We start from the raw sequence: 20,940 nt of genomic DNA, 5'->3' as shown, positions 1-20,940 counted from the left end.
TTCCTCCTCAAGACCGCCGCAACGGGTCTGCGGCTCCCCAACCAGTGGATGCCGCCGAGCCGGACTGAAACAGGACCGTTGGTCCCTACCCGTGAAGACGCGGGGCCGCGACGGTGATCTCATGGCCGAGCCGGCGGTGCAGGGCGAGGCGCGAGGGCGCCCGATCGAGCACGTGCCGACCCTGGAGCCGCTCGTCGGCGACTACGACGCCCGGCGACACACCTTCGACTGGGAGCAGGCGCGGGCCTGGCTCCGCGGTGACGGCTCGGGCCACCTCAACATGGCGAGCGAGGCGGTGGACCGGCACGCGGCCGGCCCCCTCGCCGGCCGCGTCGCCCTCCGCTTCCTCGACCGCGGCGGCCCGGCGACCGAGCTGACCTACGCCGAGCTGAGCGAACGCAGCTCGGTCGTCGCCGTCTCGCTGCGCCGCCTGGGCATCGGGCTCGGCGACGGTGTCTGCACGCTGCTGCCCCGCTCGCCCGAGCTCTACCTCACGGTCCTCGGGACGCTCAAGGCCGGCGGCGTCTACTGCCCGCTCTTTCCCGCGTTCGGTCCGGTTCCCGTCGTCGAACGGCTTCGCCTGGGTCACATCCGGGTCCTCGTCACCGACGCGCTCTCCTACACGCGCAAGGTCGCCCCGCAGCGCGCGTCGCTGCCCGACCTGCGGCACGTCGTCGTCACCGACGCCGGCGCCGGGGTCGGTGACGGAGCCGGCCCCGGCGCCGTGCCCGAGGGGACGATCACGTGGGCGGAAGCGGTCGCCGCCGCGCGCGACGACGCGGCGACCTTCACCGTCGCACCGACCCGCCCCGAGGACCCGGCCCTGCTGCACTTCACGAGCGGCACCACCGGCACGCCGAAGGGCGCGGTGCACGTGCACGAGGCGGTCCTGGCCCACCACGTCACCTCCGAGTACGTGCTCGACCTGCGGCCCGGCGACACCTACTGGTGCACCGCCGACCCCGGGTGGGTCACCGGCACCTCCTACGGCATCCTCGGCCCGCTCAGCTGCGGGGTCACGGTGGTCACCGACGCCGCCGACTTCGACGCGAGGCGCTGGTACCGGATCCTGCAGGACGAGGACGTCAGCGTCTTCTACACCGCCCCGACCGCACTCCGCATGCTCATGCGCGCCGGCGTCGGGCTCGCCCGCGAGCACCACTTCGCGGCGCTGCGCCACGTCGTCAGCGTCGGCGAGCCACTCAACCCCGAGGCCGTCCTGTGGGGGATGGAGGCCTTCGGCCTGCCGATCCACGACACGTGGTGGCAGACCGAGACCGGCGCCATCATGGTCAGCAACTTCCCCGGGATGCCGGTGCGCCCGGGCTCCATGGGGCGTCCGGTCCCCGGCGTCGATCTGGCGGTCCTGCGGCAGGGCCCGGACGGCCGGGCGGAGGTCGTCGACGGTCGGGTCCGGGTGCTCGGCCCGGGTGAGGTCGGCGAGCTGGCCCTGCGTCGCGGCTGGCCCTCGATGTTCCGGGCCTATCTCGACGACCCCGACCGCTACGCCCGTGCGTTCGCCGACGGGTGGTACCTCAGCGGCGACCTGGCCCGGACGGACGCCGACGGCTACGTGTGGTTCGTCGGACGCGCCGACGACGTCATCAAGTCGGCGGGCCACCTCATCGGTCCCTTCGAGGTCGAGAGCGCGCTCATGGAGCACCCGGCCGTCGCCGAGGTCGGCGTCATCGGCAAGCCGGACCCGCTCGCCGGCGAGGTCGTCAAGGCGTTCGTCACCCTCAAGGTCGGGCACGAGCCGACGCCGGCCCTCGCCCGCGAGCTCATCGCCTTCGGGCGCCACCGCCTCGGGTCCGTCGCCCCGCGCGAGATCGCCTTCGACCCGGCGCTGCCCCACACCCGCAGCGGCAAGGTGATGCGGCGCCTCCTGCGGGCGCGCGAGCTCGGCCTCCCCGAGGGCGACCTGTCGACCGTGGAGACGCCGTCATGACCCCCGACGCGCGCCTCGACCACCGGACCGGGCTGCTCCGGCAGATGATCCGGATCCGGCGGTTCGAGGAGAAGTGCGCCGAGCTCTACAGCGCCACGAGGATCCGCGGCTTCCTGCACCTGTGCATCGGCGAGGAGGCCGTGGCCGTCGGCGTCGTCGGCGCGCTCTCGGAGGCGGACGCCGTCGTGTCGACCTACCGCGAGCACGGCCACGCGCTGGCGCGCGGTGTGCCGATGGAGTCGGTCATGGCCGAGATGTTCGGACGCGTGACGGGGTGCAGCGGCGGCCGCGGGGGCTCGATGCACCTCTTCGACGCGTCACGACGGTTCTTCGGCGGCAACGCGATCGTCGCGGGAGGGCTGCCCCTCGCCGTCGGTCTCGCCCTCGCCGACCACCTGACGGGCGACCGCGCGGTCACGGCCTGCCTCTTCGGCGACGGGGCCTTCGCCGAGGGCGAGTTCCACGAGAGCGCCAACCTCGCCGCCCTCTGGCACCTGCCCGTCCTCTTCGCCTGCGAGAACAACCGCTACGCCATGGGTACCGCGCTGGCCCGCGAGCACGCCGCCACCGACCTCGCCCTGCGCGCAGCCGGCTACGGCATGGTGTCGTGGGCGGTGGACGGGATGGACGTCCTCGCCGTGCGGGAGGCGAGCGAACGGGCCCTGGCCTACGTCCGCGACAGCGGCCGGCCTTGCTTCCTCGAGCTGCGCACGTACCGGTTCCGGGCCCACTCGATGTACGACCCCGACCGCTACCGCGCCAAGGCCGAGATCGACCAGTGGCGCCGGCGCGACCCGATCCCGGCGCTCGCGGGCCGGCTCGTCTCGGACGGCCTCCTGACCGCCGCCGAGGTGGAGCAGTGGCAGGCGCGGGCCGAGGCCGAGGTCGACGCGGAGATCGCGGCGGCCGTCGAGTCGGCGGAGGCCGCGCCGCTCGAACCGGTCGAGGACCTGGCCAGGTACGTCACGACCGAACCGGTGGGCGCGCCATGAGCCGGCGCACCGCCGCCACGGCGAGCCGGCCGCCTGCGGTGTCACCGGCGTCCCCGGAGACGGCGGACTCGGTGACGGCGGACTCGGTGACGACCACCTACCGGGAGGCGCTCCGGGAGGCCCACCGCGAGGCGCTCGCGAGCGACCCGCGGGTGCTCCTGCTCGGCGAGGACGTCGGGCGGTACGGCGGGTCCTTCGCCGTGAGCCTCGGGCTCCTCGAGGAGTTCGGCGAGGAGCGCATCCGCGACACGCCCCTGTCGGAGGCCGCGTTCACCGGCGCCGGCATCGGGGCCGCCCTGCGTGGGCTGCGCCCCATCGTCGAGATCATGACGGTCAACTTCAGCCTGCTGGCGCTCGACCAGATCCTCAACAACGCGGCGACCTTGCGGCACATGTCCGGTGGCCAGCTCTCGATCCCACTCGTCATCCGGATGACCACGGGTGCGGGGCGCCAGCTGGCCGCCCAGCACTCGCACAGCCTCGAGGGCTGGTACGCCTCGATCCCCGGCATCCGCGTACTGGCACCGGCGACGGTCGAGGACGCGCGGGGCATGCTCGCGCCGGCCCTGGCCGACCCCGACACCGTCGTCATCTTCGAGCACGGCTCGCTCTACAACCTCTCGGGCACCCTGCCCGCCGGGCCGGTGACGGTGGACATCGCCTCGGCCGCGGTCCGGCGCCCCGGCTCCGACGCCACCGTCATCGCGTACGGCGGCGGCCTCGGCAAGGCGCTCGACGCGGCCGAGCTCCTTGCAGCGGAGGGCATCTCGACCGAGGTCGTCGACCTGCGGGTGCTGCGCCCCCTCGACGACGCGACGGTCCTCGGCTCGGTCGCCCGCACCCACCGGGCGGTCGTCGTCGACGAGGCGTGGCGCACCGGCAGCCTCGCGGCGGAGGTCTCGGCCCGCATCGCCGAGCAGGCCTTCTACGAGCTCGATGCGCCGGTAGAGCGGGTCTGCGGCGCAGAGGTTCCCGTGCCCTACCCCCACCACCTCGAGGAGGCCGCGCTGCCCCAGGTCGCCGACGTCGCGGCAGCGGTCAGACGGGCGGTCGGGGCTCATGGGTGAGTTCCGGATGCCGTCGCTCGGCGCCGACATGGAGCAGGGCATCCTGCTCGAGTGGCTCGTCAAGGTCGGCGACCCGGTGCGTCGCGGCGACATCGTCGCCGTCGTCGAGACCCCGAAGTCGACCGTGGAGGTCGAGTGCTTCGAGACCGGGACGGTCGAGGAGCTTCTCGTCGAGGAGGGGCGCACCGTACCGGTCGGGACGGCGCTCGCGCGGCTCGGCGACGGCACGCCACCGGCAGCCGCGACCCCACCGGTCGTCACGCCCCCACCCGCCGTCGCGGTCCCACCCGCCGTCGCGCCCCCACCGGCGCCGACGGCCCTCGAGCCGGTGACACCCGGTCGAGCGCCCGTGCCTGCTCCCGGCACCCGCGTCCGGGTGTCACCGCTCGCGCGACGCGTCGCCGTGGAGCTGGGGGTCGACCTCGCGGCCGTCACCGGGACCGGCTTCGGCGGTGCCGTCCGCGTCGAGGACGTGCGTCGCGCCGCCGGCGCGGGGCCGGCTCCGCAGGAAGAGGGCGCCACCCGGCCAGAGACCAAGCCCGAGAGCCGGGCCGCTGCCGACATGCGGGCCGCCATCGCGCGCCTGATGAGCCGGTCCAACCGCGAGGTGCCGCACTACCACCTGACCCACACCGTGGACCTCTCCCGCAGCCTGCGGTGGATGAAGGAGCGCAACCGCGAGCTCGAGATGTCCGAGCGGCTCGTGCCGGCCGCGCTGCTGCTGGCCGCGACGGCCCGGGCGGCCGCCGCCGTGCCGGAGCTCAACGGCCACTGGGTCGACGACGCGTTCCGCCCGGCCGCCGACGTCGACCTCGGGCTCATCCTTTCGCTGCGCACCGGCGGCCTGCTCGTGCCGGTCATCGCCGGGGCGGACCGGCTCAGCGTCGAGGAGACGATGGCCCGGACCAAGGAGCTGACCCGGCGGTCCCGGTCCGGTCGGCTGCACGGCTCGGACCTCGCGACGCCGAGCATCACGGTCTCCAACCTCGGTGAACAGGGCGTCGAGAGCGTCCTCGGCGTCATCTACCCACCGCAGGTGGCCCTCGTCGGCTTCGGGGCGGTGCTCGACCGGCCGTGGGCGGTCGACGGCCTGATCGGGGTCCGCCCGCTGGTCACCGTGACGCTGGCCGGCGACCACCGGGCCACGGACGGTGCGACCGGCTCGCGGCTGCTCCGGACGATCGACCGCCTCCTGCAGATACCCGAGGAGCTCTGAGGCCCATGACCGACAACGCACCGACCGACAACGCACCGACCGACAACGCACCGACCGACAACGCACCGACCGACAGCGCACGCAGCATGCTCGAGAGCGTGCTCCGCGAGATCGTGCCCGACGCGAGCCTCGAGGGGGTGGCGGGCAGCACCGACCTGCGCGACGCCTTCGAGCTGGACTCGCTCGACGTCGTCGAGCTCGTCGAACGGCTCGGCAAGCGGGCCGGCATCCGCATCGAGGACGACGACGCCCGCGAGCTGCTCACCATCGACTCCGCGACGGCCTACCTCGACCGGCGCTCGCCGTCCGTGGGTCGCTGACGCGTCAGGCCCGACGCGTCAGGCCCGACGCGTCAGGCCCACGTCTGCGTGAGCGACTCGCGCAGCAGCGCGACGAGAGCGTCGCGCTGGAGCGTGTCGCCGGACGTGATCTCCTCGTCGCTGCCGTCGAGGGCCCGGGCGGCCAGGCCCTGCTTGGCGTCGATGAGCTCGGCGATCTTCGAGTCGATGGTGCCGGCGGCGAGGATGCGCCACGCGGTGACCGGCTCGTCCTGGCCGATGCGGTGCACGCGGTCGATGGCCTGCTGCTGCTCGGCCGCCGTCCACGACAGCTCGGCGAGCACGACGTTGGAGGCGGCGTGCAGGTTGAGCCCGACGCCTGCCGCGGTGAGCGAGCAGACGGCCACCGACACCTCGGGGTCCTTCTGGAACCCGTCGATGGCCTCCTGTCGCTGCTTGCCGGTCTGGTCGCCGCGCACCGACACGGTCGTGAGCCCCGCCGAGGCGAACACGGCCTCGGCGGCGTCCATGACGTCGATGTGCTTGGCGAAGAAGACGACCTTGCCGACCGAGTGCGACAGCTGCACCGCGTAGTCGGCGGCGAGCGTCGACTTGGCCTGGCCGATGCGCCGCACGAGGCTGAAGACGTTCTCGCCCTTCTCGCCGCCGTCCGACGCGTGCCGCAGCTCGGCCGCGGCGACCCGGCGCAGCAGCGCCTCGTCGGGCTCGCCGTCGTACTCGTGGCCCTCGCCCTCGGCGAGCAGTGCCCGGTAGCGCTGCGCGAGGCGTCGGCCCAGGGCCTGCTCGGCCTCGCGGATCGAGCGGCCGAGGTCGTCGTCGAGCTCGACGGTGATGTCGGCGATCCGCTTGTCGGGCAGGTCCTTGGCGACGTCGACCTTGCGACGGCGCACGATGCCCTGCTCGATGACGACCTTGCGCGCCTCCGGGTAGAAGCCACGGTCGGCCGGGGTCAGGCCGATGCCGTCGAGCTCGCGCAGGATCGGCGAGGCCGGCTTGCCGTCCTTGATCCAGCCGAGGAAGCGCCAGATGGCGTCGAAGTCCTTGACGTCGTTGATGAGCGGCGTGCCGGTGAGCGCGAGGAGCAGCGGGTCGCCGCCCGGCGTCGTGGCACGCAGCCGGTCGCCGAGCGCGAGCACCTGCTGGGAGCGCTGCGAGGAGAGGTTCTTGATGAAGTGCGCCTCGTCGACGACCATCGAGCGGAAGCCGAACGAGGACAGCCAGCCGAAGTGCCGGTCGAGGATCTCGTAGTTGACGACGAAGACGTCGGCGAAGGCGTCGACGTCGTCGCCGTCGCCGTGGATGACGGTGACCCGGCGCTGCGGCGTCCACCGCTCGACCTCCCGGGCCCAGTTGATCTTCACGACGTTCGGCACGACGGCGAGCATCGGGTAGGCGTTCGCGACCGACGCGGCGAGCACCGACTGCGCCGTCTTGCCGAGGCCCGGCTCGTCGGCGAGCAGGAAGGTGCGGTGCCCCTCCTGCACGGCCTGGAGGAACTGCGACTGGTGCACCATGAGCTGCTGGCCGGCCGGGGAGAACCGGTCGATGCGCGGCTTGGGCGGCAGGTCCATCGACGCGGCCTCGCCGCCCGCACCCTGCTCGAAGGCGCGGTAGAGCGGCGAGAGCAGCTCCCACCCGGCCAGGCGCGTCGGCAGGTACTGGCGGCGGGTCGCCGCCTCGACGTCGGGCACGAGGAACGGGTTGGCGCGGGCGCGGGCCGGCACCGAACGCGGCAGCACCTGGCGGGCCGCGATCTGCGGCGGGACGACCGGGCGGTCGGGCTCGGGTGCGGGCTCGGCGGGCTCGTCGGCCACCTCGGCGCCCGACTCGATCAGCCACTCGCGGCGCATCTGCTGCGCGGCCGGGCCGGGCTTGACGCCGGCGTCGAGAAGGGAGATGAGGCTGGTGTCGCGCGCGGCGATCTGGGCGAGGATGCCGGCGATGCCGTCGAGCCGCTTGAGCAGGTCGGCACGGGTGCCGGTCGGCAGCGTCGCGTCGTCGCGGACCCGGGCCCGCTCGGAGCGCATGAGGAGGGCGACGACGAGGAACTTGGTCCGGTTCGTCGGGCTCGCCTTGCCCTTGCCCGCCACGCGCGACTCGACCTCGCGGACGCGTCGGGCGAGGACGGGGATGAGCGGGGCCGGCTCGTCACGGCGGGAGCCGTTGGAGCCCGAGCTGTTCGAGCTCTTCGAAGCGGTCGATCCCTTCGAAGAGGTCGAGCCGTTGCCGGCCCGGGTGCGCACGCGCGTGGGCATGTTCCTCCTGGTGACGCGTCGGACGTCGTGACGACGACCTGACGATGCCGGGGCGATGCCGCAACGACCCGAACGGTGCGACCCGCCGGCCGTGACGGCCTCGACTCGAGTGCGGGGACGCGCACTCACGCGGCCCCGGTGACGTCCCGGTGGGCCCGAGCCGGAGCCCGTCGGAGGCGGGAGTCGGCGGGTCGGGCCGCGCCTCATCGGCGCGGGGACCCCTCGACTGTACAACGCCGCGGGGCGCGACGCGTCGTCGACGGGACAATACGGACGCGTCAGCCGACCTTGACGCCGACGAGGGCCCCGATCGCGTAGGTGACGCCCATCGCCACGAGGCCGCCGGCGACGTTGCGGGCCACCGCGCGGCCGACGTCGGCGCCGCCCATGCGGGCGCTGACCCAGCCGGTGACGGCGAGGGCCGCCGCGACGCTGGCCACCGTGACCCAGAGACGGGCGGCCTCGGGGCTGAACGAGATCGTCAGCAGCGGCAGGAGGGCGCCGACGAAGAAGGCCAGCATCGAGGCGCCCGCGGCGTGCCACGGGTTGGTCAGGGCCGAGGGGTCGATGCCGAGCTCGGCCTCGGCGTGCGCCGTGAGGGCGTCGTGGTCGGTCAGCTCGCGGGCCACCTGCTCGGCGAGCGGGCGGCTGATGCCCTTGGCCTCGTAGAGCTGCGTCAGCTCCTCGAGCTCGCCGTGGGGGTCCTCGTGCAGCTCGCGCCGCTCGAGGGCGATGAGCGCCCGCTCGGTGTCGCGCTGGGTGCTGACCGACACGTACTCGCCGGCCGCCATCGACAGCGCACCGGCGGACAGGGCGGCGATGCCGGCGACGATGATCGCCGTGCGGCTCGTCGTCGCGCCCGCGACCCCGACGACGACGCCGGCCGTGGAGACGATGCCGTCGTTGGCGCCGAGGACGCCGGCCCGCAGCCAGTTGAGGCGGGCCCCGACGCTGTCGTCGTGCGGCTCCTCGCGGTCGTGCCCGTTGTCGGCGAGGGGCTCGGGGTGCTCCGGCTGGCTCATGGGCCCGATCGTCGCACCGTGTCGCGGGCCTGTCACCGTAGGCGAGCCTCGCCTTTCCTCTGCGCGGAGACCGGAGCAGACTGGGACGGAATTCGCGAACTGCCCGGTACGACACCGGGCGATGGGGGAGGATTCGCACCATGTCGGACATTCCGGGCCTGGGAGACGCCGCCGCCGGCGACCTCGCCAGGTGGATCACCGCTGCGTCGCCGGACGGCCTCTGGCTGTTCGACGGCGAGGGGCGCACCACCTACGCGAATCCGCGGATGGCGGCCATGCTCGGTCGCACCGTCGAGGAAATGGTCGGCTTCAGCGTCCTCGACGCGGTCGACGCCGTCGGCCAGGAGCAGTTCCGGGCGCACCTGGCCGAGCTCCGGTCGGGCACGGGCGACGGGCGCGGCGACAACATCGAGTGCAGCCTGCTCGACAAGCAGGGCAACCGGTTCTGGGCCCTCGTGTCGCACACCCCGCTGCTCGACGACGACGGCGTGTGCCGCGGCTGGTTGCACCGCGTCAGCGAGCACAGCCGCCAGCGCGAGCTCGTCGACCTGCTCGCCGAGGCCCAGTCCATCGCCATGCTCGGCAGCTGGGGCTGGGAGGTCGGCTCGGACTCCGTCACGTGGTCGGAGGAGATGTTCCGCATCTACGGCATGGACCCCGCCGGGCCGGCCCCGACGTACGAGGACTTCCTCGCCGTCATCCACCCCGACGACCGGGCGCACGTCGCCGACACGATCCAGCGCGCCCTCGCCGAGGGCGACACGTGGGAGTTCGACGCGCGTGTCGTGCGCGGCCGGGGCGACAGCATCTGGGTGCGCGGGCGCGGCATCGTCAGCCGCGACGCCGACGGCACCGTCGTGCGGATGGGCGGCACGACCCAGGACATCACCGAGAAGAAGGACGCCGAGCAGGCGCTCGCGCTCATCACCGCGATGGCCACGGCCGCCAACGAGTCGGCAACCCTCACCGAGGCGCTGCCGGCGATCCTCGCCGAGGTGGCCGCGCACACGACCTGGCGGCCCGTGCTCGCCGCGGTCGTCGACGCCGAAGGGCACGTCGGCGGCATCGTGCCGCCGCCCCGCGGCGTCGAGCCGAGCGCCGTGCCGCAGCACGAGGGCCTCGAGCTGGCCAACCGCGCCGTCAACGCCCGCGAGACCCGCCTCGAGCTGGCCCGCACCGGCACCTACGTGGCCGGCATCCCCGTCCTCGCCGAGAACCGCGTCGCCTGTGTCGTCGTGCTCGACACGCGGGCCCCGACGCCGCCCGTCGCCGACGACGCCACGACGATCCGGCAGATCACGGCGCTCTTCGAGCGGGTCGCCGAGCGGGAGTGGACCGCCGAGCGGCTCGCGCAGGCCCGCGACGAGGCGATGAAGGCCTCGCGGGCCAAGTCGGAGTTCCTCGCGACGATGAGCCACGAGATCCGGACCCCGCTCAACGGCGTCATCGGGCTGTCCGAGCTGCTCGCCCGGTCCGACCTCACGCCGCACCAGCGTCGCCTCTCCGACGGCATCGACCAGGCCGGGCACGTGCTCCTCGAGCTCGTCAACGACATCCTCGACCTGTCCAAGATCGAGGCCGGCCGCCTCGAGCTCGAGTCGGTCGACTTCGACCCGGCGGCGGTGCTCGACCGGAGCGCCATGCTCGTCGCCGAGCGCGCCCGGGCCAAGGGCCTCGAGCTGACCGTCGCGCACGGCGGCGAGGTGCCGTTCATGGTGTCCGGCGACCCGGTCCGCTTCGGCCAGGTCGTCGCCAACCTCACGACCAACGCCGTGAAGTTCACCGACAACGGACGCGTCGACGTGCGGATGTCGCTCGAGCGCGTCGAGGTCGGTGGCCCGGTCCTGCGCGTCGAGGTGCGCGACACCGGCTCCGGCATCACGCCCGAGGTGCGCGACCGGCTCTTCGAGTCCTTCACCCAGGGCGACTCCTCGACGACACGCCAGTACGGCGGCACCGGCCTGGGCCTGGCCATCTCGCGCCAGATCGTCGCGGCCTTCGGTGGCGACATCGGCGTCGAGAGCGTGCCGGGCGAGGGCAGCACGTTCTGGTTCACGGCTTGCTTCGCCGGTGCGTCGTCCCGCTCCGTCGGCCGGCCCGAGGCGCAGGTGGCGGCCGTGTCGTCGCTGCGCGTCCTCGTCATCGGCCGCGACGCCGGGCACCGCCAGCGCATCGAGGACCAGCTCGGCGCGTGGCAGGTCGACGTGCGGTCGGCGTCCTCCGGGGTCGAGGGCATCGTCGAGATGCACCGCGCCGACCGCTCCGGGGCGCCGTTCGACGTCGTCGTGTGCGACGACCCCGGGCCCGGCACCGGCGGACTGCAGATCGCCTCGATGATCCGCTCGGACCGCAACTTCACCGACGGCCGGATCCTGCTCGTCACCGACACCCCGACGCCCCCTGACCCCGACACGCTGCGCGCCGCCGGCATCGAGGCGGGGCTCACCTCCCCGGTCATGCCCTCCGCGCTCTTCGACGCCATGGTCAACGTCGCCGGGGCCCACCTGTCCGACGACCCGCGGCCCGACCAGCGCCAGCGTGACGCCGCCACCCCGGCCACGAACAACGGCACGGTCCTCGTCGTCGAGGACAACGAGATCAACCAGCTCGTGGCGCAGGGGGTCCTGGAGAGCCTCGGCTACGACGTCGTGCTCGCCGTCAACGGCGTCGAGGCCGTCGACCTGCACCGCCGGCGCGCCCGCGACTTCGTCGCCGTCCTCATGGACTGCCAGATGCCGCAGATGGACGGCTACGAGGCCACCCGCCGCATCCGCGGGCAGGAGCCGCCCGGCACCCGGCTGCCGGTCATCGCCATGACCGCGGCCGCCATCGCCGGCGAGCGAGAGCGCTGCCTCCAGGCCGGCATGGACGACTTCCTCACCAAGCCGATCGACGTCGCGCTGCTCGGCACGACGCTCCAGCGCTGGACCGGGTCACGCGTGGCCCGGCGCCGACCGAACCACGTCCGGGCGGCGATGCCGGTCGCGGCGGGCTCGGGTGCGCCCGCGGTCGTCGACGTCATCGATCACCAGCGCCTCGAGGAGCTCGGCGGCATCGACCCCGAGGACACCGAGCTCCTGCTGCGCTTCATCGCCCGGTTCGGCGAGGGAGCCCGCGAGAAGGTGGTCGAGCTGCGCGGCGCCACCCGGGAGGGCGACGCCGAGGAGCAGCAGCGGATCGCCCACGGGCTCAGGGGGACTGCGTCGAACCTCGGGGCGGCGGCCCTGGCCGACACGTGCCGCACCATCGAGGACCTCGGCCGGGACGGGCACGTCGCCGGCGCCGACCTCGTGGCGCGTCTGGAGGACGACGTCGAGAGGGCCACCAGCGCGCTCGAGCGCTACGCCGACCGGCTCCGCGCCGGCTGAGCCCGACCGGCCGATTCGGCCGACCGGGCCCAGGTGGTGAGCCGGCTCGGCTCAGGTCGTGCTGCCGGACGAGCCGTCGTCGCCGCCGGTCAGCTGGTTCAGCTGCTTGAGCAGGTCCTGCGGGTCCAGCTGGCTCAGCTGGTTCGGGTCGATGCCGCCGAGGTTCGGCAGCTGGCTGCCTTGGTTGTTCAGGCCCTGCCCGCCCTGCTGGCCGTTCTGGTTGCCCAGACCCGGCAGCTGGTTCTGCAGGTTGCCCTGCCCGTTCTGGTTGCCGAAGCCCTGGTTGCCGCGACCGAACGGCGTGAACCCGTTCTGGCCGCCCTGGCCGCCGGGCCCGAAGCCGCGCCCGAAGCGGCCGGTGTCGCCACCGGTCGAGCCGGCCGGCATCGCGGCGGCAGCGCCGATGGCCCCGACCGAGGCGAGCACGATGGCCAGGCCCGCGGTGACCGCGGTCTTCTTCGCGCTCCAGCGCGGTCCGTCGCCGGCCGGCGCCACAGGGACCACCGGCGTCCCCTCCGGCCCGGCGGGCACGGGTTCCGCAGCACCGGTCCGGTCGTCGGGCGCCGGGTCCGGCGTCGCGTAGGAGTACGGCACCTGCGGTGGGGCGATGGGGGACGGCGTCGCGGACGCGACGGGCAGCGCCGCCGTGTCGGCGGCCCCGGACGTGGGGATCTCACGCGTCACGTCGGCGGTCGGGACCTCTCGGGTCGCGTCGAACTGGGGCAGGGCCGAACGCCCCGGGGCGACCGGGACCGGCGTCGTGGCATCGGTGCTCATGGCCAGAACGGTCGGGCCGCAGGCTGTGCAGGTGCTGTGCGACAGCCGTCGGCGTGCCGTGACTTGGCCGACGCGGACCGACCCGCGCACCGGGACTCCACAGGAATCGCACAGGAAGGTACTGGCGGTCGCACAGTCCCCGGGGTTTCACTGGATGACATGAGCGAGAAGACCAAGCCGGCCGCAGCCCGACTCCAGCGACTCGATGGCTCGCCGGTGCGCGTCCTCGTCGTCGACGACGAGGCCAACCTCACCGAGCTGCTCGGCATGGCCCTTCGCTACGAGGGCTGGGAGGTGCGCTCGGCCGGCACCGGCATGGAGGCGGTCCGCGCCGCCCGCGAGTTCGACCCCGACGCCGTCGTCCTCGACATGATGCTGCCCGACTTCGACGGCATGGAGGTGCTGCGACGGATGCGCGGCGACAACCCCAACGTGCCGGTTCTCTTCCTCACCGCCAAGGACGCCGTCGAGGACCGCGTCTCGGGCCTCACCGCCGGCGGTGACGACTACGTCACCAAGCCCTTCTCGCTCGAGGAGGTCGTGGCCCGCGTCCGCGCCCTGATGCGGCGCACCACCGTGGCGGTCTCGGCGTCCGACTCGGTGCTCGTCGTCGGTGACCTCACCCTCGACGAGGACAGCCACGAGGTGACCCGCGGCGGCGAGGAGATCCACCTGACCGCCACCGAGTTCGAGCTGCTGCGCTACCTCATGCGCAACCCGCGCCGCGTCCTGTCCAAGGCGCAGATCCTCGACCGGGTGTGGAACTACGACTTCGGCGGCCAGGCCAACGTCGTCGAGCTCTACATCTCCTACCTGCGCAAGAAGATCGACGCCGGCCGCGAGCCGATGATCCACACGATGCGGGGGGCCGGGTATGTCCTCAAGCCGGCGGCCTGAGGCCGCGCCGTTGGACGACATCACGACAGAGGTGCCCGTCGAGGTACCGGCGACCCGTGCCGACCTGCCCGAGGCGGTCCCGGGCCCGATGCCCGGCCTGGACGCGCCGGGCGTCGACTTCTCCGACGAACCGGAGGATCCCGAGACCGGGCGTGATGCGCGTGCGCTGTTCGGCGACCCGCGCGTCGTCCTGCCGGCCGGGCCGCACGCGTCGGCCGCGGACGAGTCCGAGCAGGCCTCCCGCGAGCCGACGCCGACGCTGCGCGAGCGACTCACCCAGGCCCGTACTCGTGTCCGGCCGCTGTCCACGTGGACGCTGCGCGCCAAGCTCGTCGCGTCGATGCTCGTCCTCTTCACGGTCATCGGGGTCGCCACGGGAGCCTTCACCGTCGTCGCCCTGAGCCGCCAGCTGACGAGCCAGGTCGATGACCAGCTGCGCTCGTCGGTGGCGCAGATGTCGGCGCCCCGACCCTCGAACGACCTCAGTGGTGACGACGGCGGCCCGCGCGGTCCGGGCGACGAGGGCCTCGTCGCCTTCTTCCCCACGACGCCCACCAGGGACTTCCCGTCGGCCGCCGGCACCGCCTCGGCCCCCGGGCACCAGCGCGTCAACCTGACCAGCGCCCAGCTGGACCGCCTGCTCGGCGCCGGACTCGGTTCCCAGCCGAGCAGCCTCACCATCGACGGCCTGGGCCCGTACCGGCTGATCTCCGGGGCCGGGTCCTACATCAACCGTCAGCCGGGGAGCTTCTCGATCACCAATGGCACGTATGTCGTCGGGCTGCCGATCTCACAGCAGCAGAGGACGATCCAGCAGATGGTGCTCGTCGCCGTCATGACCCTCGGCGCCGGCATCATCCTCGTCGCCGTGCTCGGCACGTGGCTGGTGCGACGCAACCTCGAGCCGCTGAGCCGGCTCGCTGCGACGGCCACGAAGGTCTCGCGGATGCCGCTGCGGTCGGGCAAGGTGGCTCTCGCCGAGCGCGTCGATCCTGCCGACACCGACACCCGCACCGAGGTCGGCCAGGTCGGCGCGGCCTTCAACGAGATGCTCGACCACGTCGACGAGGCCCTCAACGCCCGCCACCAGAGCGAGCAGCGGGTGCGCCAGTTCGTCGCCGACGCCTCGCACGAGCTGCGCACCCCGCTGGCCTCCATCAAGGGCTACGCCGAGATCTCCCGGCGCGAGCCCAACCCGGTGCCCACGTCGGTGACCCACGCGATGGGCCGCATCGAGTCCGAGGCCAACCGGATGAGCTCGCTCGTCGAGGACCTGCTCCTGCTCGCGCGTCTCGACGCCGGACGCCCCCTCGACAACGCCCCGGTCGACATGTCGATGCTCGTCATCAACGCCGTCAGCGACGCCCACGCCGCCGCGCCCGAGCACCGCTGGGACCTCGACCTGCCCCCCGAGCCGGTCGAGGTGCGGGGCGACGCCGCACGGCTGCACCAGGTGGTCGCGAACCTGCTCGCCAACGCCCGCACGCACACGCCGGAGGGCACCCGCGTCACGACGTCGGTGCACCCGGAGGGTGACTGGGTCCGCGTGGCCGTGCACGACGACGGTCCGGGCATCCCGAACTCCCTGCAGCCCAACGTGTTCGAGCGCTTCGCCCGCGGCGACGACGCCCGCAACCGAGCCGGCGGCAGCACCGGTCTCGGCCTGTCGATCGTCGCGGCCGTGAGCAAGGCCCACGGCGGGCGCGTCGAGATGGACAGCCGCCCCGGCGACACGACCTTCTCGCTCATGCTCCCCGCCGCCTGAGTACCCGCTGACGCCCCCGGGTCCCCCTCTCTTCCATCGAGTGAGCACGCAGCCCCACCCGTCACACGACGGGTGGGGCTCGTGGTGTTTCGTGCTCACTCGACGTACGGGAGGAAGGGGCAATCCACTCATCAGCACGCCAAAGTCATGTCATAGGAACGGCACAGCGACCGGCTCGACCGTTGAGCCATGGACACCATGACCCTCACCTCACCGGGCTCCTCGGCCCCCGCGGCCCCGGAGACCACCGGGCAGCCGGGGCGCCGGCCCACCGACGCCCCGCCGCCCGCCGGTGCGGGCCGTGGCACGCACCGGCTGCACCGCCTCTGGCGCGGTGCCGACTCCGACCCGAGCTGGGCGCGCCCCGCCCTGCTCGGCCTGCTCCTCGTGACCCTCGTGCTGTACACGTGGAACCTCACGGCGAGCGGCTACGCCAACTCCTTCTACTCCGCCGCGGTCCAGGCCGGCAGCGCGAGCTGGAAGGCGTTCTTCTTCGGCAGCTCCGACGCCGCGAGCTCAATCACCGTCGACAAGCCGCCTGCCTCGCTGTGGATCATGGCGCTGTCCGTGCGGGTGCTCGGGCTCAGCTCGTTCGCCATCCTCATCCCGCAGGCGCTCATGGGCGTCGCGACCGTCGGCGTCGTGCACACGACCGTCAAGAAGCACTTCGGTGCGGCCGCCGGCCTCATCGCCGGCGGCGTCGTCGCGCTGACACCCGTCGCGGCGCTGATGTTCACCTTCAACAACCCCGACGCGCTCCTGACGCTGCTCATGGCGCTCGGTGCGTGGGCGACGATGAAGGCCATCGCGCAGGCCTCGCCGAAGTGGATGATGATCGTCGGCGTCTTCATCGGCCTCGGCTTCCTCACCAAGACGCTCCAGGTGCTGCTCGTCGTGCCGTTCTTCGGGCTCGCCTACCTCATCGCGGCCCCGACGACCCTGCGCAAGCGAATCATCCACTCCCTCATGGCAGTCGGTGCGATGGTGCTGTCGGCCGGCTGGTGGGTCGCGATCGTCGAGCTCATCCCGGCGTCGGCCCGCCCCTACATCGGCGGCAGCCAGAACAACTCCTTCCTCGAGCTGACCTTCGGCTACAACGGCCTGGGCCGCCTCAGCGGCAACGAGACCGGCTCGGTCGGCGGCGGGGGCGGTGGCGCGACCGGCGGCGCCATGTGGGGTTCGACCGGCCTCTTCCGGATGTTCTCCAGCAGCGTCGGCGACCAGGTCTCCTGGCTCATCCCGAGCGCGCTCGTCCTGCTCGGCGTCGGGCTCTACCTCCGCGGGCGGCGCCCGCGCACCGACCTGCGTCGCGCGGCCTACCTCGTCTGGGGTGGTTGGCTCGTCGTGACGATGCTCGTCTTCAGCTTCATGGCCGGCATCTTCCACGAGTACTACACCGTGGCCCTCGCCCCGGCGATCGGGGCGCTCGTCGGCATGGGTGCCGTCGAGGCGTGGGAGCACCGTCGACGCGCCATCGGCACCGTCGCCCTCGCGGTGGCCGTCGCCGCGGCGTCGGTGTGGAGCTTCATCCTGCTGTCCGGTACGACGGCCTACGGCGACTGGCTGCGCATCATGGTCCTCGCGGTCGGCATGGCCTCGGCGCTGCTCCTGCTCGCCACGCAGTGGCTGCACGTCAGGGCGGTGCCGTTCGTCCTGGCCGGGGCACTCGTCGCGGGCCTCGCCGGACCGGCGGCCTACACCCTCTCGACGACGGCCCAGGGCCACACCGGCTCGATCGTCACGGCCGGCCCCGCGGGCTCGAACCGCGGCGGCCCGGGCGGTGGCGGGGGCTTCGGCGGCCCGGGCCGGTTCGGTGGCCAGCAGCAGCCCGGTGGCACGACCCAGGGCAACGGCACGACGCAGCAGGGCCTTCCGCAGGGTGGCCCTGGCGGTGGTGGCGGCATGGGCGGACTGCTCGACGCGTCGACGCCGAGCACGGCCGTGGTCGCGGCGCTGTCGGCCGACGCGGACAAGTACACGTGGGTCGCCGCAGCCGTCGGCTCGCAGACCGCAGCCGGCCTCCAGCTCGGCACGCAGCTGCCGGTCATGGCGATCGGCGGGTTCAACGGGTCCGACCCGAGCCCGACGCTCGCGCAGTTCCAGCAGTACGTGGCCGCCGGACAAATCCACTATTTCGCCTCGGGCGGCGGCTTCGGTGGACAGAATGGCGGCAGCAACGCGTCCTCCCAGATCGCGTCGTGGGTCGAGCAGAACTTCACGAGCGTCACCATCGGTGGCTCGACGTTCTACGACCTCACCCAGCCGGTGGCGGGCTCGATGTCCTCGGCGTCCGGCTCGGGCACGACCACCGTCCAGTGACACCGACCCGCCGACCCGCACGACCGCACCAGGAGGAGTGACCATGACGACCATGTCCGCCCCGCGAGTCCGCCTCTCGCAGCAGGTGATCCGGTTCGCGGGCGTGGGCGTCGTCTCCACCGCCCTGCACCTCGGCCTCTTCGCGGCCCTGGTGCGGAGCGGCGTCGGGTCGATCCTCGCGAACGGTCTGGCCCTCGTCGTCGCGACGCTGTTCAACACGGCGCTCAACCGGGCCTGGACCTTCGGGGTCACCGGGCGGCAGGGGCTCGTCACCCACCACGGCCAGGCCCTCGTCGTCTTCGGCATCACCTACGCCGCGACGACGGCGGCCCTGGCCGTGCTCGGGGCCGTGGCCCCCGACGCCGGCACCGCGGTCCAGACGCTCGTCGTGGCCGTCGCCAACGTCCTGTCCACGGCGGCGCGCTTCGTCGCCATGCGCCGCTGGATCTTCCGACCGGTGGCCCCGGCCGACACGTTCGACGCCTGACCCGTCAGTCGTGGTCCTCGGGGCCGGCGACCGGCTCCCACCAGGGGTCCTGGTGCTCGGCCACGGCCGCGTCCACGTCGGCGCCCGACAGGTCGACGCGCGCACCGACCACCGGGGCCACGAGGCGGACGCCCTTGTCGGCCGCGACGCGTCGGGCCCACCGGATCGGCTCGCTCCACCAGTGGTGGGCCAGGTTGAAGGTGGCCCAGTGGATCGGCAGCATGACCCCCTCGGTGGCGCCGCGGTTGACGTCGAGGTGGGCGGAGATCGCCTGCTCGGGGTCGAGGTGGATGTCGGGCCAGTGCACGCTGTACGCGCCGACCGGGATGATCGTCAGGTCGAACGGGCCGAGGTCGGTGCCGATGTCGGCGTAGCGGTGCGTCGGGCCGGAGTCGCCGCCGAAGAACACGGCGTGCCGGGGGCCGCGCAGCGACCACGCCGCCCACAGCGTCTGGTCGCGGACGAAGCCGCGCCCGGAGAAGTGCCGGGCCTCGGTGCACGTCAGCGTGACGCCGGCGACGACGGTCGACTCGCGCCAGTCGAGGCAGGTGATGCGCCCGGCGGGAACGCCCCAGGCGCGCAGGTGCTCGTCGACGCCGAGCGGCACGACGTAGTGCGGGCGGTGGGTGCGCTCGAGCGTCACGATCGACGGCTCGTCGAGGTGGTCGTAGTGGTCGTGGCTGATGACGACGGCGTCGAGGGGCGGCAGCTCGGCGATGGTGCCGGGCACCGGGTGCAGGCGCTTGGGCCCGACGACCCCGGACGGCGAGGCCCGCTGTCCGAACACCGGGTCGAGGAGGAAGCGCGCGCCGTCGATCTCGACGACCGACGTCGCGTGGCCGTACCAGGTGACCGCGAGCTCGGCGGGCTGAGCGGGGTGCTGCGGCCGCACGAGGGGGACGGGCCCGGCCGGGCGGCCGCGCCCCCGCTCGCGCCACATCGTGCCGAGCAGGCTGCCCGGCCCCTCGGCCTCCGGCGTCGCGACGACGTGGGCGGGCTCGTGCGCCCGGAACTTGCCGTCGCGGTAGTTGGGGGAGGCGGTGACGCGGGCGCGGACGGTGGTCGTCGTGGCGCCCATGCGTCGCAGGATCGGCAGCTGCACCGGGTGTCCTCTCGGGTCCGCGGGGGACCGGCTGGTCGGTCGGCGGGGCTCAGTCGCGGTCCTCGGGGGCCGCGCACTCCTCCCACCACTGTTCGTTGAACTTCCGGGCCACCTCGTCCGGTTCCCCGATCGTCAGGTCGACCCGTTCGCCGACGCGTGGGCAGGCGACGGGCACGCCCGCAGCGGCCGCGGCCGCCCGGGTGCGGCGCACCGGCTCGGACCACCAGTGCATGGCGAGGTTGAAGGTGGCCCAGTGCACCGGCACCATCACGGAGCGACGCGCTGCCGTCGGGACGCGGTGCCCGTCCGAGGCGACCACACCCTCCTCGTACCGGCCACCGGGAGTGTCGACACGGTGCTCCTCGGGCAGGAACTCGTCGGCCTCGCCCGCCGCGTCGACGGTGATGCCGTCGGCGTCGGAGCCGATCCGGTTGACGTCGCGGTGGGCGGCCACGGCCTGCTCGGGGTCCATGTGGATGTCGGGCCAGTACGGGTCGTAGGCGCCGACGGGCATCAGCGTCAGGTCGAAGGGCCCGAGGTCGGCGCCGATGGCGGCGAACCGCTTCGAGGTTCCCGAGTCGCCGGGGAAGTACGCCGAGTGGCGCGGGCCGCGCAGGGCCCATCCGGCCCACAGCGTCTGGGAGTCGATGAACCCACGGCCCGAGTTGTGCCGCGCCTCGGTGCACGTGACGTGGACGGTGCCGACGTCGGTGGACTGCCGCCAGTCGAGGGCGGTGACGCGGTCCTCGTCGACGCCCCAGGCGAGCAGGTGGGCATCGACCCCGAGGGGGACGATGTAGCGCGGGCGGTGGCTGCGCTCGAGCCGGGCGATGGACGGCTCGTCGAGGTGGTCGTAGTGGTCGTGGCTGAGCAGCACGGCATCGATCGGCGGGAGGTCCTCGATCTGCCCGGGCACGGGGTGCATCCGCTTGGGCCCGGTGCGCAGGACGGGCGAGACGCGCTCGCCGAAGACCGGGTCGACGAGGAACCGCACGCCGTCGACCTCGAGGACGCTCGTCGCGTGGCCGTACCAGGTGACGGCGAGGTCGCCCGCCTGGGCCGGGTGCTCGGCGGGCACGATCGGCACCGTGCCGACGGGCCTCCCACGCTTGTGCACCCGCACCGCGGCGAGCAGGGCGCTCGTCTGGGCCTTGACGCGGGGGCGCAGCGACGGCTCGGCCGACTGGAAGCGTCCGTCGCGGAAGTTCGGGGATCCCTGCACCCGCGGCACGATCGACGCGGGGGCCGCTCCCATGCGCCGCATGACCCGGGAGAACTGCCGAGCGCGTCCGCCGGAGGACACGGTGCCGATGAACGCCGACACCGCCCGGACGGTGGGGTGTTCGGAGGTGGCGAGGCTGCGCATCGGCACCCTTTCGTGAGGGGTCCACGGCCCGAGGGGAGGAGCCGCGGTCGGGGACCATTC

General features: G+C 73.4%; 15 protein-coding genes. 10 read left to right on the top strand and 5 right to left on the bottom strand.

The genetic code is table 11. From position 1 onward, the window contains the following. Positions 1 to 121: 121 nt before the first annotated feature. The 5 genes from acsA to AC3A5R_RS13770 all read left to right on the top strand — a co-directional run bounded on the left by acsA (position 122) and on the right by AC3A5R_RS13770 (position 5,543). On the top strand, positions 122 to 1,948 hold the full coding sequence (acsA, locus tag AC3A5R_RS13790) for an acetate--CoA ligase (RefSeq protein ID WP_487621334.1): 1,827 nt from the start codon (positions 122 to 124) through the stop codon (positions 1,946 to 1,948). Next, complete coding sequence (pdhA, locus tag AC3A5R_RS13785; RefSeq protein WP_487621333.1) at positions 1,945 to 2,940, top strand: pyruvate dehydrogenase (acetyl-transferring) E1 component subunit alpha; 996 nt, start codon at positions 1,945 to 1,947, stop codon at positions 2,938 to 2,940. The genes acsA and pdhA overlap by 4 nt, the downstream gene beginning before the upstream one ends. Before the next feature lie 86 nt (positions 2,941 to 3,026). Beyond that, the gene (locus tag AC3A5R_RS13780; protein WP_487621423.1) at positions 3,027 to 4,007 is read left to right on the top strand and encodes an alpha-ketoacid dehydrogenase subunit beta; all 981 of its coding nucleotides are present in this window, start codon (positions 3,027 to 3,029) and stop codon (positions 4,005 to 4,007) included. Then, positions 4,000 to 5,223, top strand: coding sequence for a dihydrolipoamide acetyltransferase family protein (locus AC3A5R_RS13775; RefSeq protein ID WP_487621332.1), 1,224 nt, complete (start codon positions 4,000 to 4,002; stop codon positions 5,221 to 5,223). Before AC3A5R_RS13780 ends, AC3A5R_RS13775 begins: the two co-directional genes overlap by 8 nt. A gap of 5 nt (positions 5,224 to 5,228) precedes the next feature. Next, positions 5,229 to 5,543, top strand: coding sequence for an acyl carrier protein (locus AC3A5R_RS13770; RefSeq protein ID WP_487621331.1), 315 nt, complete (start codon positions 5,229 to 5,231; stop codon positions 5,541 to 5,543). Between the two features lie 32 nt (positions 5,544 to 5,575). On the opposite strand, the gene AC3A5R_RS13765 is transcribed toward AC3A5R_RS13770, so the two are convergent. After that, complete coding sequence (locus AC3A5R_RS13765) at positions 5,576 to 7,777, bottom strand: DEAD/DEAH box helicase (RefSeq protein ID WP_487621330.1); 2,202 nt, start codon at positions 7,775 to 7,777, stop codon at positions 5,576 to 5,578. A gap of 278 nt (positions 7,778 to 8,055) precedes the next feature. Further along, positions 8,056 to 8,799 carry a VIT1/CCC1 transporter family protein gene (locus AC3A5R_RS13760; RefSeq protein WP_487621329.1) on the bottom strand — a complete coding sequence of 248 codons (744 nt, stop codon included), beginning with the start codon at positions 8,797 to 8,799 and terminating at the stop codon, positions 8,056 to 8,058. A 140-nt stretch (positions 8,800 to 8,939) separates the two neighbouring features. Here AC3A5R_RS13760 and AC3A5R_RS13755 point away from each other — a divergent pair, with 140 nt between their 5' ends. Next, complete coding sequence (locus AC3A5R_RS13755; protein WP_487621328.1) at positions 8,940 to 12,167, top strand: response regulator; 3,228 nt, start codon at positions 8,940 to 8,942, stop codon at positions 12,165 to 12,167. A gap of 51 nt (positions 12,168 to 12,218) precedes the next feature. Here the strand turns inward: AC3A5R_RS13755 and AC3A5R_RS13750 are convergent, their stop codons facing one another. Further along, positions 12,219 to 12,944 carry a hypothetical protein gene (locus AC3A5R_RS13750; protein WP_487621327.1) on the bottom strand — a complete coding sequence of 242 codons (726 nt, stop codon included), beginning with the start codon at positions 12,942 to 12,944 and terminating at the stop codon, positions 12,219 to 12,221. A gap of 159 nt (positions 12,945 to 13,103) precedes the next feature. Between AC3A5R_RS13750 and AC3A5R_RS13745 the strand changes: the two genes are divergently transcribed. The 4 genes from AC3A5R_RS13745 (at position 13,104) to AC3A5R_RS13730 (ending at position 18,412) form a co-directional block, all read left to right on the top strand. After that, positions 13,104 to 13,841, top strand: coding sequence for a response regulator transcription factor (locus AC3A5R_RS13745; RefSeq protein ID WP_487621326.1), 738 nt, complete (start codon positions 13,104 to 13,106; stop codon positions 13,839 to 13,841). A 10-nt stretch (positions 13,842 to 13,851) separates the two neighbouring features. Further along, positions 13,852 to 15,606, top strand: coding sequence for a sensor histidine kinase (locus tag AC3A5R_RS13740; RefSeq protein ID WP_487621325.1), 1,755 nt, complete (start codon positions 13,852 to 13,854; stop codon positions 15,604 to 15,606). 189 nt (positions 15,607 to 15,795) lie between these two features. Continuing rightward, positions 15,796 to 17,925, top strand: a complete 2,130-nt coding sequence (locus AC3A5R_RS13735; protein ID WP_487621324.1) for an ArnT family glycosyltransferase — start codon at positions 15,796 to 15,798, stop codon at positions 17,923 to 17,925. 43 nt (positions 17,926 to 17,968) lie between these two features. Next, positions 17,969 to 18,412 carry a GtrA family protein gene (locus tag AC3A5R_RS13730; RefSeq protein WP_487621323.1) on the top strand — a complete coding sequence of 148 codons (444 nt, stop codon included), beginning with the start codon at positions 17,969 to 17,971 and terminating at the stop codon, positions 18,410 to 18,412. A 4-nt stretch (positions 18,413 to 18,416) separates the two neighbouring features. Here the strand turns inward: AC3A5R_RS13730 and AC3A5R_RS13725 are convergent, their stop codons facing one another. Continuing rightward, positions 18,417 to 19,514, bottom strand: coding sequence for an MBL fold metallo-hydrolase (locus AC3A5R_RS13725; protein ID WP_487621322.1), 1,098 nt, complete (start codon positions 19,512 to 19,514; stop codon positions 18,417 to 18,419). 49 nt (positions 19,515 to 19,563) lie between these two features. Continuing rightward, positions 19,564 to 20,880, bottom strand: coding sequence for an MBL fold metallo-hydrolase (locus AC3A5R_RS13720; protein ID WP_487621321.1), 1,317 nt, complete (start codon positions 20,878 to 20,880; stop codon positions 19,564 to 19,566). Positions 20,881 to 20,940 lie beyond the last annotated feature (60 nt).

Source organism: Intrasporangium sp. Soil_C_50, from assembly GCF_057656595.1.
Note: the sequence above shows the minus strand (reverse complement) of the source record. Positions and strands in the feature narration are given on the sequence as shown.

Coding starts and splice junctions, on each gene's coding strand:
- AC3A5R_RS13745 (WP_487621326.1), top strand. CDS start 13,104: ATGAGCGAGAAGACCAAGCCGGCCGCAGCCCGACTCCAGCGACTCGAT.
- AC3A5R_RS13765 (WP_487621330.1), bottom strand. CDS start 7,777: ATGCCCACGCGCGTGCGCACCCGGGCCGGCAACGGCTCGACCTCTTCG.
- AC3A5R_RS13735 (WP_487621324.1), top strand. CDS start 15,796: ATGGACACCATGACCCTCACCTCACCGGGCTCCTCGGCCCCCGCGGCC.
- AC3A5R_RS13750 (WP_487621327.1), bottom strand. CDS start 12,944: ATGAGCACCGATGCCACGACGCCGGTCCCGGTCGCCCCGGGGCGTTCG.
- acsA (WP_487621334.1), top strand. CDS start 122: ATGGCCGAGCCGGCGGTGCAGGGCGAGGCGCGAGGGCGCCCGATCGAG.
- AC3A5R_RS13730 (WP_487621323.1), top strand. CDS start 17,969: ATGACGACCATGTCCGCCCCGCGAGTCCGCCTCTCGCAGCAGGTGATC.
- AC3A5R_RS13720 (WP_487621321.1), bottom strand. CDS start 20,880: ATGCGCAGCCTCGCCACCTCCGAACACCCCACCGTCCGGGCGGTGTCG.
- AC3A5R_RS13770 (WP_487621331.1), top strand. CDS start 5,229: ATGACCGACAACGCACCGACCGACAACGCACCGACCGACAACGCACCG.
- AC3A5R_RS13775 (WP_487621332.1), top strand. CDS start 4,000: ATGGGTGAGTTCCGGATGCCGTCGCTCGGCGCCGACATGGAGCAGGGC.
- pdhA (WP_487621333.1), top strand. CDS start 1,945: ATGACCCCCGACGCGCGCCTCGACCACCGGACCGGGCTGCTCCGGCAG.
- AC3A5R_RS13760 (WP_487621329.1), bottom strand. CDS start 8,799: ATGAGCCAGCCGGAGCACCCCGAGCCCCTCGCCGACAACGGGCACGAC.
- AC3A5R_RS13755 (WP_487621328.1), top strand. CDS start 8,940: ATGTCGGACATTCCGGGCCTGGGAGACGCCGCCGCCGGCGACCTCGCC.